Raw genomic sequence first — 14862 nt, forward strand, 5'->3', positions numbered from 1 at the left:
CACTGTGTTGAATGTTCAACCGCTATCGCGAGCAGGCTCACTCCTACAAAGGGACCCGGGTTGAATCTGAAATTTCCTGTTTCGCGGAGTTTTTGCCCCTATGAAGCACAACGTCATCCTTGTCGTGCTCGACGGCCTCAACCACGAGGTTGCACGTCACGCCATGGGGCATCTGCAGGCTTATGTTGGCGCAGGACGCGCGGCGCTCTATCAGCTGGAGTGCGAACTGCCCGCCTTGTCCCGACCGCTTTACGAATGCATTCTTACCGGCGTGCCGCCGATCGACAGCGGTATCGTCCACAACAATGTCTCGCGCCTCTCCAATCAACGCAGCATCTACCATTACGCCCGCGATGCCGGGCTGAAAACCGCCGCGGCGGCGTACCACTGGGTCAGCGAGTTGTACAACCGCTCGCCATTCGTCGCCGCACGCGATCGCCACACCGACGATCCGTCGCTGCCAATCCAGCACGGCCATTTTTACTGGAACGACCACTATCCGGATTCGCACCTGTTCGCCGACGCGGAAAACCTGCGCCTGCGCCACGCACCGAATTTCCTGCTGGTCCACCCGATGAACATCGATGATGCCGGGCACAAACACGGCCTCGACTCTGCGCAGTACCGCAACAGCGCCCGCTCGGCCGACATCATTCTTGCCGACTATCTGCACACCTGGCTCGACGCTGGTTATCAGGTGCTGGTGACCGCCGACCATGGCATGAACAATGATCGCTCACACAACGGCCTGCTGCCGGAAGAACGCCAGGTGCCGCTGTTCATCTTTGGCGATGCATTCAGCCTGAACCCTGACGCTGCGCCGAAGCAGACCGAACTCTGCGGCACGGTGTGCGAACTGCTCGGCGTACCCCACGACAAGCCTGTGTGCCGGGAGCTGCTCAAGTGAATTCAATGATTCGCGGCAAATGGCTCGCAGCCCTGTGTCTGGTGCCCTTCGCACTGTTCTTTATCGTCTTCGAAATCGCCCCGCTGGTTTGGGTGATGATTAACAGCCTGCAATCGGAAGAGTTCGGCTGGGGCTTCGCCAACTTCAGCAAAATCTTCAGTTCGAAGTTTTATTTGCAGGCGATCCAGTACAGCCTCGAGATCAGTTTCTGGTCGAGCGTATTCGGCATCATCATCGCCGTGCTCGGTGCGTACTCGCTGCGTCGGGTCGACTCGAAACTGCGCAACTTTGTGAACGCCTTCGCCAACATGACCAGCAATTTCGCCGGCGTGCCCTTGGCCTTCGCCTTCATCATCCTGCTCGGTTTCAACGGCAGCATCACCATCATGTTGAAGCAGTCAGGGATCATTCAGGACTTCAACCTGTACTCGAAAACCGGGCTGATCATCCTCTACACCTACTTCCAGATTCCCCTCGGCGTGCTGCTGCTCTACCCGGCTTTCGACGCCTTGCGTGAAGACTGGCGCGAGTCCGCCGCGCTGCTTGGGGCCAACGGCTGGCAGTTCTGGCGGCACATCGGCCTGCCGGTGTTGACGCCGGCCTTGCTCGGCACGTTCGTGATCCTGCTCGCAAACGCCCTCGGCGCTTACGCGACGGTTTATGCGCTGACCACCGGCAATTTCAACGTGCTGCCGATCCGCATCGCGGCGATGGTGTCCGGAGACATTTCCCTGGATCCGAACCTGGCCAGCGCCTTGGCCGTGGTGCTGGTGGCGCTGATGACCATCGTCACCGTTGTGCATCAACTGCTGCTGAAGAGGAGCTACCATGTCTCGCGCTGAATCCGGCCCGGCCGGCCTCTACCACCGCGTCGTGGTCTACCTGCTGTTCGCCATCCTGTTGCTGCCGCTGGTGGGCACGCTGATCTATTCGATCGCCAGCAGTTGGTCGGCGACCATTCTGCCCAGCGGCTTCACTTTCAAATGGTACTTGCAGCTGTGGAGCGATCCGCGCTTTCTGCACGCGTTCGGCCAGTCACTGATCGTTTGTGTCGGCGCCCTGGTGCTGTCGGTGGTGCTGATCCTGCCATTGCTGTTCGTCGTGCACTATCACTTCCCGAAACTCGATGCGCTGATGAACATCCTGATCCTGCTGCCCTTCGCGGTGCCGCCCGTGGTGTCCTCGGTGGGACTGTTGCAGCTCTACGGTTCCGGGCCGATGGCGATGGTCGGCACGCCGTGGATTCTGATCGGCTGCTACTTCACCGTGGCGCTGCCGTTCATGTACCGCGCAATCACCAACAATCTGCAAGCAATCAACCTGCGCGACTTGATGGACGCCGCGCAACTGCTCGGCGCCAGCACCTTTCAGGCTGCATTCCTAGTGGTGCTGCCCAATCTGCGCAAGGGCCTGATGGTGGCGTTGCTGCTGTCGTTCTCGTTCCTTTTTGGTGAGTTCGTGTTTGCCAACATCCTCGTCGGCACACGTTACGAAACCCTGCAGGTTTACCTGAACAACATGCGCAACAGCAGCGGTCACTTCACCAGCGCGCTGGTCATTTCGTATTTCTTTTTCGTGCTGGTCCTGACCTGGATCGCCAACATCTTGAACAAGGACAAAAGCGAATGAGCTACGTCAGCGTCCAACACCTGCAAAAAAGCTATGCGGGCACCACCGTGTTCAGCGATATCGATTGCGAAATCAACAAAGGCGAGTTCGTTACCCTGCTCGGCCCGTCCGGGTGCGGCAAGTCGACCCTGTTGCGTTGCATCGCCGGGCTGACGCCGGTGGATGGTGGGCAAATCCTGCTGGATGGCGTCGATATTGTGCCGTTGAGTCCGCAGAAACGCGGCATCGGCATGGTGTTTCAAAGCTATGCGCTGTTTCCCAACATGACCGTCGAACAGAACGTCGCCTTCGGCCTGCGCATGCAAAAGGTCAATGCCGATGACAGCCACAAGCGCGTGGTGGAGGTATTGAAACTGGTTGAACTGCACGACTTCGCCAAACGTTACCCGCATCAATTGTCTGGCGGCCAATGCCAGCGTGTCGCCCTCGCCCGCTCGCTGGTGACCCGCCCGCGTTTGTTGCTGCTGGATGAGCCACTGTCGGCACTCGACGCGCGGATTCGTAAACACTTGCGCGAACAGATCCGCCAGATCCAGCGCGAACTCGGCCTGACAACCATTTTTGTCACCCACGATCAGGAAGAAGCGCTGACCATGTCTGACCGGATTTTCCTGATGAATCAGGGAAAGATCGTACAAAGCGGCGATGCCGAAACCCTTTATACCGCACCGGTCGATGCGTTCGCCGCCGGCTTCATCGGCAACTACAATCTGCTCGACGCCGAGGCCGCCTCAAAGCTGTTGCAGCGGCCGATCAACCACCGCATCGCCATCCGCCCGGAGGCTATCGAACTGAGCCTCAACGGCGACCTCGACGCGCAAGTACGCAGCCACAGCCTGCTCGGCAACGTCATTCGTTATCGCATCGAGGCGCGCGGCGTCGAATTGGTGGTCGACGTACTCAACCGCTCGGCCGCCGACCTGCATCCCGACGGACAGCGCCTGGCACTTTCCATCGATCCGACGGCCTTGTGCCAGGTAGCCTGAAAGCAGCTGCAAGCTTCGAGCTGCAAGCACCAAGCTGTAGACTGCGGTGCACCTGATTTTAATTCTTGCAGCTCGAAGCTTGGAGCTTCGTAGCTGTTCTCGGAGAGAACCCGATGGCTTTGGCAATTTTTGATCTGGACGAAACGTTGATCCACGGCGACTGCTCCTCGCTCTGGAGCGAGCAAATGGTCCGCCTCGGCTGGGTCGATGGCGAATCGTTCATGCAGCGCGACAAGGAATTGATGGACGCCTACGGCCGCGGCCATCTGGCGATGGAGGACTACATGGCCTTCAGCCTTGAACCTCTGATCGGCCGCACGCCGGCAGAAATCGAGCACCTGGTTGGCCCATGGGTAGAAGATTTCATCGAACCGATCATCTTCAGCGACGCGACCAAAACCATCGCCGCGCACCGCAAGGCCGGCGACCGGATCCTGGTGATCTCGGCGTCGGGTACGCACTTGGTCAAGCCGATCGCCGAACGCCTGGGGATCGATGAGGTACTGGCCATCGAGCTGGACGTCGCCCATGGCGTGTACAGCGGTAATACCGTCGGCACCTTGACCTACCGCGAAGGCAAAATCACCCGCTTGCTGGAATGGCTGGACGCCGAAGAAGAGAACCTGGAGGGCGCGAGCTTCTATTCCGACTCACGCAATGATCTGCCGTTGTTGCTGAAAGTCGATTTCCCGCACGTGGTCAACCCGGACCCGGTGCTGCTCGAGCAGGCAGAAAAATCCGGCTGGCCAATCCATCTCTGGAAGTGACACAGATCCAATGTAGGAGTGAGCCTGCTCGCGAAAGCGGTCTATCAGCGACGAATATGTTGCCTGACACTCCGCATTCGCGAGCAAGCCCGCTCCCACAGGGGCTTTGTGTTGTCAGCTCAGGCTCTCGTCAATCACCAACACCAACTTGCCCGCCACGGTGTTACTCGCCAACTCGGCAAACGCCGCCTCGGCATCCTTCACCGCAAACGCCTTCGCCAATTGCGCACGCAAGCGCCCCTCGGCAAACAACGGCCACACCTGCTGGCCGAGATCGCTCAGTAGGTCCGCCTTGAACTGATCGTCACGGCTGCGCAACGTTGAGCCGAGCAGTTGCACGCGCTTGGCCAACACCTGCGCCAGATCCAGTTTCGCCTCACGCCCCCCCATCAGGCCGATCAACACCCAGCGTCCATCCAGCGCCACCAGTTTCAGATTCAGCGCCGAATAGTTGCCACCGACCGGATCGAGGATCACATCGAACGGACCTAAATCGCGCAGGCTTTCCAGATCGTCAGTGCGCAGCACACCGCCCTGCGCGCCCAGCGACTCGCAGTAAGCCAGACGCTCGGCCGACCCGACGCTGACCCAGCAGGGGTTGCCAAAGGCCTTGCACAGCTGAATGGCGGCTGAACCGATTCCACTCGCGCCAGCGTGCAAGAGAACTTTCTCACCCGGTTTGAGCGCCGCAAGCTGAAACACATTCAGCCAGACTGTTGCGTAAACCTCAGGCAATGCCGCCGCCTCGATCAGCGAAACGCCTTCGGGAATCGGCAGCACGTGCCGCCCGTCGACAACCACTTCTTCAGCCATGCCGCCCCCGGCCAGCAAGGCGCAAACCCGATCGCCGACCTGCCAGGACGAGCCCGCGCCGACCTCGCTGATCACCCCGGAACACTCAAGACCGAGCACTTGGCTGGCGCCTGGCGGTGGTGGATAAAGCCCCGCCTTTTGCAATAAATCGGCACGATTGAGGCCAGCTGCCGCCACGCGGATGCGGACTTGTCCTACATCGCACGTAGGACTCGGCTCTTCAACCCATGCCACTTGACCTTCAACGCCTTGCAATGCCTTCACAGTGCCTCCATAGTGAGTCTGGACTGAGCCCGAAGCGGTAGCGCCGGGCTTTTTGCATTATGCGACCGGATCTCAAAGAACCGGCGACTTCAAAGACGGCCTAATATGCGTTATCAATTGTCCCCGCGTCGAATCAGCATGAAGCATCTGCTCCCCAGCACCGCCCTCGCTCTTTTCATCGGTATCGGTCTGTTGCCGGTGTCGGGCACCACATTCGCAGCCAACAGCTGGGACAAGTTGCAGCCTGATCGCGATGAAGTCATCGCCAGCCTGAACGTCGTCGAGTTGCTCAAGCGTCACCACTACAGCAAGCCGCCGCTCGACGATGCGCGCTCGGTGATCATCTACGACAGCTACATCAAGCTGCTCGACCCGTCGCGCAGCTACTTCATGGCCAGCGACATCGCTGAATTCGACAAGTGGAAAACCCAGTTCGACGACTTCCTCAAGAGCGGCGACCTCAACGCCGGGTTCACCATCTACAAGCGCTATCTGGACCGCGTCAAAGCGCGTCTGGACTTCGCCCTTGCCGAGCTGAACAAAGGCGTCGACAAGATGGACTTCAACACTAAGGAGACCTTGCTGATCGATCGCAAGGACGCGCCGTGGCTCAAGTCCACCGCTGAACTCGACGACCTGTGGCGCAAGCGCGTCAAGGACGAGGTGCTGCGCCAGAAGATCGCCGGCAAAGAGCCGAAGCAGATCCAGGAAACCCTGACCAAGCGCTACAAGAACCAATTGGCGCGCCTGGATCAGACCCGTGCCGAAGACATTTTCCAGGCCTACATCAACACCTTCGCCATGTCCTACGACCCGCACACCAATTATCTGTCACCGGATAACGCGGAAAACTTCGACATCAACATGAGCCTGTCCCTCGAGGGCATCGGCGCCGTGTTGCAGAGCGACAACGATCAAGTGAAGGTCGTGCGTCTGGTACCAGCAGGTCCGGCTGACAAAACCAAGCAAGTCGCCCCGGCCGACAAGATCATCGGCGTTGCCCAGGGCAACAAGGAAATGGTCGACGTGGTCGGCTGGCGTCTGGACGAAGTGGTCAAGCTGATTCGCGGCCCGAAAGGCACCGTCGTGCGCCTGGAAGTGATTCCGGCGAGCAATGCGCCGAACGACCAGACCACCAAGATCGTGCCGATCACCCGTGAAGCGGTGAAGCTCGAAGACCAGGCGGTGAAAAAGTCGATCCTCAACCTGAAACAGGACGGCAAGGACTACAAACTTGGCGTGATCGAAATCCCGGCCTTCTACCTCGACTTCAAGGCGTTCCGTGCCGGTGACCCTGATTACAAGAGCACCACCCGCGACGTCAAAAAGCTGCTGACCGAACTGCAGAAAGACAAAGTCGACGGCGTGGTCATCGACCTGCGCAACAACGGCGGCGGTTCCCTGCAGGAAGCCACCGAACTGACCAGCCTGTTCATCGACAAGGGTCCGACCGTACTCGTGCGTAACGCCGACGGCCGTGTCGACGTGCTCGAAGATGAAAACCCGGGCGCCTTCTACAAAGGCCCGATGGCACTGCTGGTCAACCGCCTGTCCGCCTCGGCTTCGGAGATCTTCGCCGGTGCCATGCAGGACTACCACCGTGCGCTGATCATCGGTGGCCAGACCTTCGGCAAAGGCACCGTGCAGACCATTCAGCCGCTGAACCATGGCGAACTGAAACTGACCCTGGCCAAGTTCTACCGGGTGTCCGGGCAGAGCACCCAGCATCAGGGCGTGCTGCCGGACATCGACTATCCATCGTTGATCGACACCAAGGAAATCGGCGAGAGCGCCCTGCCGGAAGCCATGCCGTGGGACACCATCCGCGCGGCGATCAAACCGGCGGCCGACCCGTTCAAGCCGTTCCTGGCCCAGTTGAAGTCCGAACATGACGCGCGCACCAACAAGGATGCCGAGTTCGTGTTCATCCGCGACAAACTGGCCCTGGCGCAGAAACTGATGGAAGAAAAAACCGTCAGCCTCAATGAAGCCGAACGTCGTGCCCAGCACGCCGACATCGACGCCAAGCAACTGGCAATGGAGAACATCCGTCGCAAGGCCAAAGGCGAAGAACCGCTCAAAGAGCTGAAGAAAGAAGACGAAGACGCGCTGGCCGCCGCCGAGCCGGACAAGGTCAAACCGGAAGACGATGCCTACCTGAGCGAAACCGGGCGCGTGCTGCTGGATTACCTGAAGCTGAGCAACCAGGTGGCCAAGAAGTAAGTGATGGCAATTTAGTGTTGGCGATCCGCGGATCGTCATCAAACAGTCATCATTCTGTCGTGCAATAAAGGACTGGGAGCCAACGCTCCCAGTCCTTTTTTTATCGCCAGAGATCGCCATGACCACGACCGAACAGCTGAGCGCCTTGAGCTCGATCCTGACTCAAAGCGGCTTACACAGTCTGTTCCAGCCGATCATCTGCCTCTCCGAACGACGCATCCTCGGTTACGAAGCCCTCACCCGTGGCCCGTCCAACAGCCCGTTGCACTCGCCCATTGCACTGTTCGCCGTAGCGCGTCAGGCCGGCCGACTGAGCGAACTGGAAATCGCCTGCCGACAGAGTGCTTGCCGCCGCTTCAACGAGCAGCGATTGCCGGGCAAGCTGTTTCTCAACGTCTCGCCGGAATCCCTGCTGGAAGCCGCGCACCAGCCGGGGCGCACGTTGCAACTTCTGCAGGACTTGGGCATTGCACCGAGCCAAGTGGTGATCGAACTCACCGAGCAGACACCAATCGATGACTTTCAGTTACTGCAAACCGCCCTGCATCACTATCGGGCGATGGGCTTTTCCATTGCGCTGGACGATCTGGGCGCCGGGTATTCAAGCCTGCGCTTGTGGTCCGAGCTGCGCCCGGATTACGTGAAGATTGATCGACACTTTATCGATGGCATTCATCAGGACGCGCTGAAGCGCGAATTCGTCGGTTCGATCCTGCAAATCGCCAAGGCTTCCAGGGCGCAAGTCATCGCCGAAGGCATCGAGTTGCCGGAAGAACTCGCGGTGCTGACTGAAATGGGCGTCGATCTGGTTCAGGGATACCTGCTCGGCCGCCCTCAGGAACATCCATCCCGCGACGCTCGCGCCATGATGCCCAAACACGACAGCAGCGCCGTCGCGCTGAACGATGAAGGCAGTGACCTCAGCGCCCTGCTCAACGACCAACCGGCCGTGCAGCGCAATACACCGACTGCCACCGTGCTGGAAGCCTTCCGTCGTCAGGCCAACCTCAACTCACTCGCCGTGCTCGACGAACAAGGCCAGCCCTGCGGCATCGTCCATCGCCACTCCCTGTCGGACGCCTTGCTCAAACCGTTCGCCACCGACCTGTTCGCCCGCAAACCGATCAGCCGCCTGATGAACGACGATTTTCTGGCCGTGGAAATGAGCCAGTCGCTGCAACAAGTCAGCCGCCTCATCACCAGCCGCGCCCGCCAGCGCATCGAAGAAGATTTCATCATCACCCTCAACGGCAGCTACCTGGGCCTCGGCCGGGTCATCGACGTACTCAAACTGATCACTGAACTGAAAATCCAGCAGGCGCGGTACGCCAATCCACTGACCTTACTGCCGGGCAACGTGCCCATTCAGCAGTGCCTGACGCGATTGCTGCAACAGGCCCGCGAATCGATCATCTGCTACGTCGACATCGACAGCTTCAAACCCTTCAATGACATCTACGGCTACGGTCGCGGCGACGAAGTCCTGCTCTGCCTCGCGCAATGCCTGAACGAGCGCGTCGACCCCACCCGCGACTTCGTCGGCCACATCGGCGGCGACGACTTCCTCCTCGTCCTCGGCCCGGAAGACTGGCGCAAACGCCTCAACCAACTGCTCGACGACTTTCAGAACCAATGCCGCCGGTTTTATCGGCCCGAGCATCTGGAGGCAGGACGCTTTGTTGCTCCGAACCGACAGGGGGTGCGGCAGGAGTTTCCCCTACTGTCGCTATCGATCGGTGTAGTTCACTTGCGGCCCGAAGCATGCGCAGCGCTTGATGCCAGCCAGCTTGCCGAGATGGCGTCGCAGGCTAAGCATCATGCGAAGGATGTTGTGGGGTTTAGTGTGTATGTGATCGATAGTCGCAACGCTACTGAATCAAATAGTCAGCTATTAATCGGCCAACGCTATCTTCCCAAATGACCCGACTCCATTTAGATCAGACAGTTTTACTACTCGCTTCGGCCTGATACCGCGTCAGGCACTCAAGCAAAACGCTCATGAAACGTCGCTGATCCCTAACATCTTCATCAAAATAAGTCGTCATTCTTTCAAACACCCGATCAAAACTGTCCTCCTCACCCAAGAAATGAGCAACTGTGTCAGCTAGAGATGTCCGCTCCCGGTAGGTGTAGCATAAAAACTCAGGTTTCAGCAGGACATCAAATAGCTCACCCAGCTCTTTATCATCATTAACATCCTTGGATACGATTATTTTTTCTCTTTCATCATTTCTTGTATTTTCTATATCAAAAACAAATAACAAATTTTTTATATCTACAATTTTATATTGAGTTTTCATCTATCGAAATCCGTATAAGAGGTTTTAACTCGTGCATTTGGTTCAAGAATCACAACTGCTTTTGTTTGCGTTCCATACTCAAATCCGCCTCGCCGGTATCCCTCACCAACGGTTTTCCCCATATCCATTGGCCGTCTAGAGGTTTGTAAATCTGTATATCTCAGGATCAACTGAGCTCTATAGATAGCATTAAGCTGATCTCTATGACTTAAAAAGTGCGTCGCTGCTGATGGAATCATAGGCTGTCCGTTTCTCCTTCCACCGCTATAGTTTTCTATGCAACCCGTTGTAGGATTCCTTGCTGTGGTCGATCTTTCAAATTGAGAGTTCAAAGTAGTCTGAGCGCCATGCTTTTCTAGAAAATGTTCTCCGTTATTTGGATCTTCCATTTCATGTAAGCGCCTATAAGCATTTTCCTCCCCAAGCTCATCAATATTCACCCGTCGTTCCTGCGCCGTCATCTTTGGCAGCGGGGGCGCTCCCTCTTCAACGGCCACGCGACCAGCCTCATACCGCATTGGTCGACGAGGCGGTTTTGGCGGTGGGCAGTTGGAGTTCAACCCCAACGGATCCACCCACCCCGTCGGATTCGGCACGTACAGGTACTGATTCAACCCACCCGCGAGCTTCACCGGATCCGGGGTCAGATACCGTCCCAACCTCGGGTCGTAATACCGATGCCGGTTGTAATGCAGCCCGCTTTCCGCATCGAAGTACTGCCCCTGAAAGCGCAGCGGTTGGTCCAGGTATTCTTCGCCGGCCAGGGTCACGGCGGCGACTTTGCCGTAGGCGTCGTATTGCGCCGACCAGACGATTTCGCCGCTGTAGTCGGTGAGTTCCTGCGGGGTGCCGAGGTGGTCGAGTTGGTAGTAGAACGGGCAGGCTTTTTTCGGGCCTTTGCCGTCGAGCAGTGCCAGCGGGCGGAAGGTGCCGGGTTCGTAGACGAAGCTGCGGTATTGGGTTGGGCTGCTTTCGGCGACGAGGTGGTCGCCTTGCCAGAAGAACTCGGTGGTGGCGCCGTCGACGGTTTTACCGATGCGCCGGCCGAAGGCGTCGTATTGATAACGGGCGGTCTGGCCGTCGGGGCGGGTCAGGCCGATCAGGCGGTGCTGGCAGTCGTAGCGGTATTCGGTGACGAGGGTCTGACCGTGGCCCCGGCGTTCGCGGATCAGGTTGCCGAAGGCGTCGTAGTCGTAATGGCGGTCGCCCTGCATCAGCAGGCGGTTGCCCTTGACCTTCGCCGGTCCCGGGCGGTCCTGCATCAGCAGGTTGCCGGCCGGGTCGTGGGCGAAGGATTCGGGCAGTTCGTCGCGCGAGTGACGCACGCGAATCAGTCGGTCGAGGGCGTCGTAGCCGTAGGTGCGCTGGCCGTGGCGGCTGTCGGCAATGTGCTCGAGGTTGCCGTTGGCGCTGTAGGCATAATCGCGGCGATACAGCGCCGCGTGCTGATGACCTACAGCGTGGGCGAGCAAACGGCCCTGATCGTCGTAGGCATATTCGCTGAGCAGCAGGCCTTGCTGGCGTTGCTGCTCGCGTCCTGACCGATAAACATGCTGCGTCAGCGGCGTGCCGTTGAGGTCGATGGCTTTTAGCGCACCGCCCTTGGCGTAGTGATAGTCGAGCCGGCTGTTGTCCGGCAGGCGCATCCGCTTGAGCTGGCCGCAGGCGTCGTAGGTATAGCGCAGGGTGCCCCAGCCCTGATGTTCGGTGATCAGCCGGTCCTGGCGGTCGTATTCGAAGGCCAGCGGGTGGTCCTGGCCGTCATCGACCGCGGTCAGTCGGCCGAGGCGGTCGTAGTCATAACGAACTTTCACCCCGTCGGGCAGGGTCTTGAGCTGCAAACGTCCGGCACTGTCGCGCTCATAACGGGTGACCAGACTGAGCCCATGCTCACCGAACTCGGTCTTTTCCAGCAAGTGACCGTTGAGGTCGTAGGCGTAGGCGGTGCGCCGGCCGTCGAAGCCGCTTTCCTCGCGGATCAGCCCGGTGGGCGTGTAATCCAGGTGGTACTTTTCGCCCGATTCGTTTTCGATCTCCGTGAGCAGCAACTGCGCATGGTCGTAGCGGTACTGCACGCGAGTGCCGTCGGGGTTGATGCGCCGGGAAACCAGGTGCAGGTCGTCGTCATATTCGTAGCGGGTGATGCGTCCGAGTTCGTCGCGTTCGGCGGTGACCTGACCGTAGGCGCCGTAGCTGTAGGCGCGACTGGCGCCCGTAGGAGAAGTCGTCAGGATCAGCCGGCCGGCGGCGTCCCACTGCTGACGGCTGATGACGCCAAACTCGGCCTGCGTGGTGGTCCTTCGCCCCAGCGCGTCGTAGGAAAAGCGCCGCACGCCACCATCGGGCAGGGTTTCCTCGATAAGCTGGCCGAGTTCATTCCACACCCAGCGATGGCGGCTGCTGTCCGGGTAACGCAGCGACAGCAACTGGCCACGCAGGTTGTAGTAGTAATGGGTGACCTGACCGTCGGGATCCACCGCTTCGGTGACCGCGCCCTCGGCATTGCGCCGATAGATCCACACCGCCTCGCCACGGCAACGCTTGTAGAGAAAACCGTTGCGGTACTCGTAGGACGTTGGCGTATCGTCCGGTGGAATCAGCGCGATCAGCCGCCCGACCTCGTCGTAGCGGTATTCGGTGACCGCGCCCAAAGCATCCTGCTCGGCGATCAGCCGGCCCTGTTCGTCATAGGCCTTGAGCTGTTCACCACCATCGGCTGCGACCTGCCGCACCAGCCGCGCGCGCTCGTCGTGGACGTAGACCTCTTCGGTGCCGTCGACGTAATGCACGGTCACGCTGGCGTCGTCATCGTTCCAGACGTAACGGGTGTTCATCTGCGAGAACGAGGCCCAGTGGCGCACGCAGCGTGCTGCTTTACCTTCGCGCTCCCACTCCCAGAAAAAACTCGCGCCGCCGGTCAGTTGCCGCTGCAGGATGACGTGATGGTCGTCGTAGTCGTAGCGCTCGCTGTCGCCGACCGCGTTGGCCGCGGCCAGCAGGCGTTGGCGGGCATCGAAGCTGTAGGTGGCGAGGTTTTGCTCGGTGGTCCACTCGCCCTGAACCAAGACCTGATAATCGACCGCCACCAGTTGCGCGCGGTCATAGCGCAACAACAGCGAACGTCCGGCCCCGTTATCCAGGCGCTGAATGCGATCGGCGCGATCGCGCTGCACGGTCAGACGATTGCCGTACACATCGCTGATCGCCGTCAGCCGGCCCGCGCGAAAGTGATAGAACCGCGGACTGTCGCCGGCCAGGGCGAGGATCAGCTCTTCGGGCTCATCGCCCAGAAAGATCGCCGCCCGCGACAGGCTGTTATGAATCGCCGGGCGCGCAGCGTTGGGTAGCGGAAACCGCGTGCGGCGGTTCTCATGGTCGATCCAGACCACGCCGCCGCCATCGAAAGCCAGGCGATGGGCCAGCGAATGGCTCCAGCCAAACCCGAGGCCGATATCGATCTCCACCGCGCTGGAGCGGTACAAACGGGTGAACTCGAACGGCAGCACGCCGTCGAGTACCGCGTCGGTGAGCGTCAGCAGCTCTTCGCCGGTGACCATCGATACCGGGCAGCCGTTGGTGCAGGTCAGCGAGGAGCAATCGGCGGCATCGCCGTTAGGGTTTTTTGCTTGGTCGGGAGAGTCGTCGTGAGGTTCGTCTTTCTTCAGCGTGGTGTTGCGTTTGGCATCCCAGCGCAGTTGCATCCGGCCTTTTTTCACTCCGGCGGCGATGCCCCGCGCGGCAACGGCTTTGTAGCGGTCGACGTATTCAATGAACGTGCTGACGATGCCGAACAGCGCCTTGACCAGTCGCTTGGCCACGCTGAACAGCTGCGCTGCGCGATCAGCCAGACGCAGCGTCAGATAAGCGATCCCTGCCCCCGCCCCGACAAACGTCAGAACTACGCTGATCAACACATCGATGATCAATTGCACGATCATCATCGACGCCACTTCAGCGGACTTGCCGGCAATCTCGCTGGGCGGCAGCATGTCCAGCCACAGGCTCGCCGACCGTAGCAGCAAGCACATCGCCGCCTCGTCACTGACCAGCAACTGCAGCTTTTCCATGAGATCCGGCGCGGTCTGCGCAAGCTTGATCAGGTCAGCCGCGCCGCTGCCTAGACGCCCGGCGAACTTGCCGGGGTCCTGGAGAATTTCCGACAGCAAACCGAGGCTGTCCCATACCCCTTCGATTGCTGCCCAGCTTCCCGCAAGCATGCCGTTGCTCGCCGCTGTCGCCACCGACTGCGACCACTGCGGCTTGAAACCCTGCCACTCGCTACGCAGCCAGCCGTCCAGTTCGCCGGTCAAGCCGTCGTAGGATTTGAACAGCTCCGCGACCTGATTGGAGGTGACAGCGCTGTGCACCAGAACGCGGTAGAACTTGCCCTCGTCGCCTCTGAACTGGCCCTTGCCCTGCTGATCAAGGGTGATCGGGGCGGTCTCGCCGCTTTCCACGTCAACCACATCGACGGTGATGTTGCCCAGCGGGATGTCGTAGACCGATTCGAATTTGCTCTCGATCTCCATCAGCCCGCCCTGCGGGCACTGGACGACGCTGGAGGAAAATTCGCCGTCGCTGCTGCTGACCGCCGTGCTGCGATCGCCGAAACGGATGATCCGCTCCATGCCCATCAGCGACGGCAGGCCCGCTGCGTCGCTGATCTGGTTCGCCGCTCGACTGAACCAGTGATCAAGCTGTTTGCGGTAGAGGCTGAGGGTGTCGGGAAAGCTGTCGAGTTCCTGCTCGATGCGAGCGATGACTTCCATCAACACACGCAGGCGGACAAGGTGAGCTGAAAAACGGGCTGGAGCATGAGCGGTCCCTCGCGCAAAAATTAGTCGCGGGAACTGTGCTGGGGATCAAACAGGAAAGAAGTCAGGCGAGTAGGCAAAGGATGTAGGACTAGTCTGCAATCGAGCGACCAGCAGAAACAGCCAGGCAAAAACGCAAACGCGGCGTGAGGAAAACCT

10 protein-coding genes are annotated in these 14862 nt (G+C 59.6%); 7 read left to right on the forward strand and 3 right to left on the reverse strand.

Going from position 1 to position 14862, the window contains the following annotated elements; all coding sequences use genetic code 11:
• Window positions 1-100: 100 nt before the first annotated feature.
• The 5 genes from HU739_RS09165 (at window position 101) to HU739_RS09185 (ending at window position 4289) form a co-directional block, all read left to right on the forward strand.
• A complete protein-coding gene (locus HU739_RS09165) occupies window positions 101-907 on the forward strand; it encodes an alkaline phosphatase family protein (protein WP_186552484.1) in 807 nt (268 codons plus the stop codon).
• Between the two features lie 5 nt (window positions 908-912).
• Entirely contained in the window at window positions 913-1749 is an 837-nt protein-coding gene (locus HU739_RS09170) for an ABC transporter permease (RefSeq protein WP_186552493.1), read from the forward strand.
• Window positions 1736-2536, forward strand: a complete 801-nt coding sequence (locus HU739_RS09175; protein ID WP_186552485.1) for an ABC transporter permease — start codon at window positions 1736-1738, stop codon at window positions 2534-2536. The genes HU739_RS09170 and HU739_RS09175 overlap by 14 nt, the downstream gene beginning before the upstream one ends.
• Window positions 2533-3522: an ABC transporter ATP-binding protein gene (locus HU739_RS09180; protein ID WP_186552486.1), complete on the forward strand. Its 990-nt coding sequence runs from the start codon at window positions 2533-2535 to the stop codon at window positions 3520-3522. The genes HU739_RS09175 and HU739_RS09180 overlap by 4 nt, the downstream gene beginning before the upstream one ends.
• Before the next feature lie 113 nt (window positions 3523-3635).
• A complete protein-coding gene (locus HU739_RS09185) occupies window positions 3636-4289 on the forward strand; it encodes an HAD family hydrolase (protein WP_186552487.1) in 654 nt (217 codons plus the stop codon).
• A 114-nt stretch (window positions 4290-4403) separates the two neighbouring features.
• Here HU739_RS09185 and HU739_RS09190 read toward each other — a convergent pair whose 3' ends face one another.
• A complete protein-coding gene (locus HU739_RS09190) occupies window positions 4404-5366 on the reverse strand; it encodes a zinc-binding dehydrogenase (protein ID WP_186552488.1) in 963 nt (320 codons plus the stop codon).
• Window positions 5367-5504: 138 nt separating this feature from the next.
• Between HU739_RS09190 and HU739_RS09195 the strand changes: the two genes are divergently transcribed.
• Together HU739_RS09195 and HU739_RS09200 are read left to right on the forward strand one after the other, a co-directional pair.
• Window positions 5505-7589: a carboxy terminal-processing peptidase gene (locus HU739_RS09195; protein WP_186552489.1), complete on the forward strand. Its 2085-nt coding sequence runs from the start codon at window positions 5505-5507 to the stop codon at window positions 7587-7589.
• A 118-nt stretch (window positions 7590-7707) separates the two neighbouring features.
• Complete coding sequence (locus HU739_RS09200; RefSeq protein ID WP_186552490.1) at window positions 7708-9510, forward strand: bifunctional diguanylate cyclase/phosphodiesterase; 1803 nt, start codon at window positions 7708-7710, stop codon at window positions 9508-9510.
• A gap of 16 nt (window positions 9511-9526) precedes the next feature.
• On the opposite strand, the gene HU739_RS09205 is transcribed toward HU739_RS09200, so the two are convergent.
• On the reverse strand, window positions 9527-9889 hold the full coding sequence (locus HU739_RS09205; protein ID WP_186552491.1) for a hypothetical protein: 363 nt from the start codon (window positions 9887-9889) through the stop codon (window positions 9527-9529).
• Complete coding sequence (locus HU739_RS27000; RefSeq protein ID WP_217844310.1) at window positions 9886-14658, reverse strand: RHS repeat-associated core domain-containing protein; 4773 nt, start codon at window positions 14656-14658, stop codon at window positions 9886-9888. The genes HU739_RS09205 and HU739_RS27000 overlap by 4 nt, the downstream gene beginning before the upstream one ends.
• Window positions 14659-14862 lie beyond the last annotated feature (204 nt).

The sequence above is a fragment of the Pseudomonas hamedanensis genome (genome assembly GCF_014268595.2).
Lineage (GTDB): Bacteria > Pseudomonadota > Gammaproteobacteria > Pseudomonadales > Pseudomonadaceae > Aquipseudomonas > Aquipseudomonas hamedanensis.

What these genes read in the sequence shown, in the direction of transcription:
- HU739_RS09200 (WP_186552490.1), top strand. Translation starts at nt 7,708, where the DNA reads ATGACCACGACCGAACAGCTGAGCGCCTTGAGCTCGATCCTGACTCAA.
- HU739_RS09195 (WP_186552489.1), top strand. Translation starts at nt 5,505, where the DNA reads ATGAAGCATCTGCTCCCCAGCACCGCCCTCGCTCTTTTCATCGGTATC.
- HU739_RS09165 (WP_186552484.1), top strand. Translation starts at nt 101, where the DNA reads ATGAAGCACAACGTCATCCTTGTCGTGCTCGACGGCCTCAACCACGAG.
- HU739_RS27000 (WP_217844310.1), bottom strand. Translation starts at nt 14,658, where the DNA reads ATGGAAGTCATCGCTCGCATCGAGCAGGAACTCGACAGCTTTCCCGAC.
- HU739_RS09175 (WP_186552485.1), top strand. Translation starts at nt 1,736, where the DNA reads ATGTCTCGCGCTGAATCCGGCCCGGCCGGCCTCTACCACCGCGTCGTG.
- HU739_RS09205 (WP_186552491.1), bottom strand. Translation starts at nt 9,889, where the DNA reads ATGAAAACTCAATATAAAATTGTAGATATAAAAAATTTGTTATTTGTT.
- HU739_RS09185 (WP_186552487.1), top strand. Translation starts at nt 3,636, where the DNA reads ATGGCTTTGGCAATTTTTGATCTGGACGAAACGTTGATCCACGGCGAC.
- HU739_RS09170 (WP_186552493.1), top strand. Translation starts at nt 913, where the DNA reads ATGATTCGCGGCAAATGGCTCGCAGCCCTGTGTCTGGTGCCCTTCGCA.
- HU739_RS09180 (WP_186552486.1), top strand. Translation starts at nt 2,533, where the DNA reads ATGAGCTACGTCAGCGTCCAACACCTGCAAAAAAGCTATGCGGGCACC.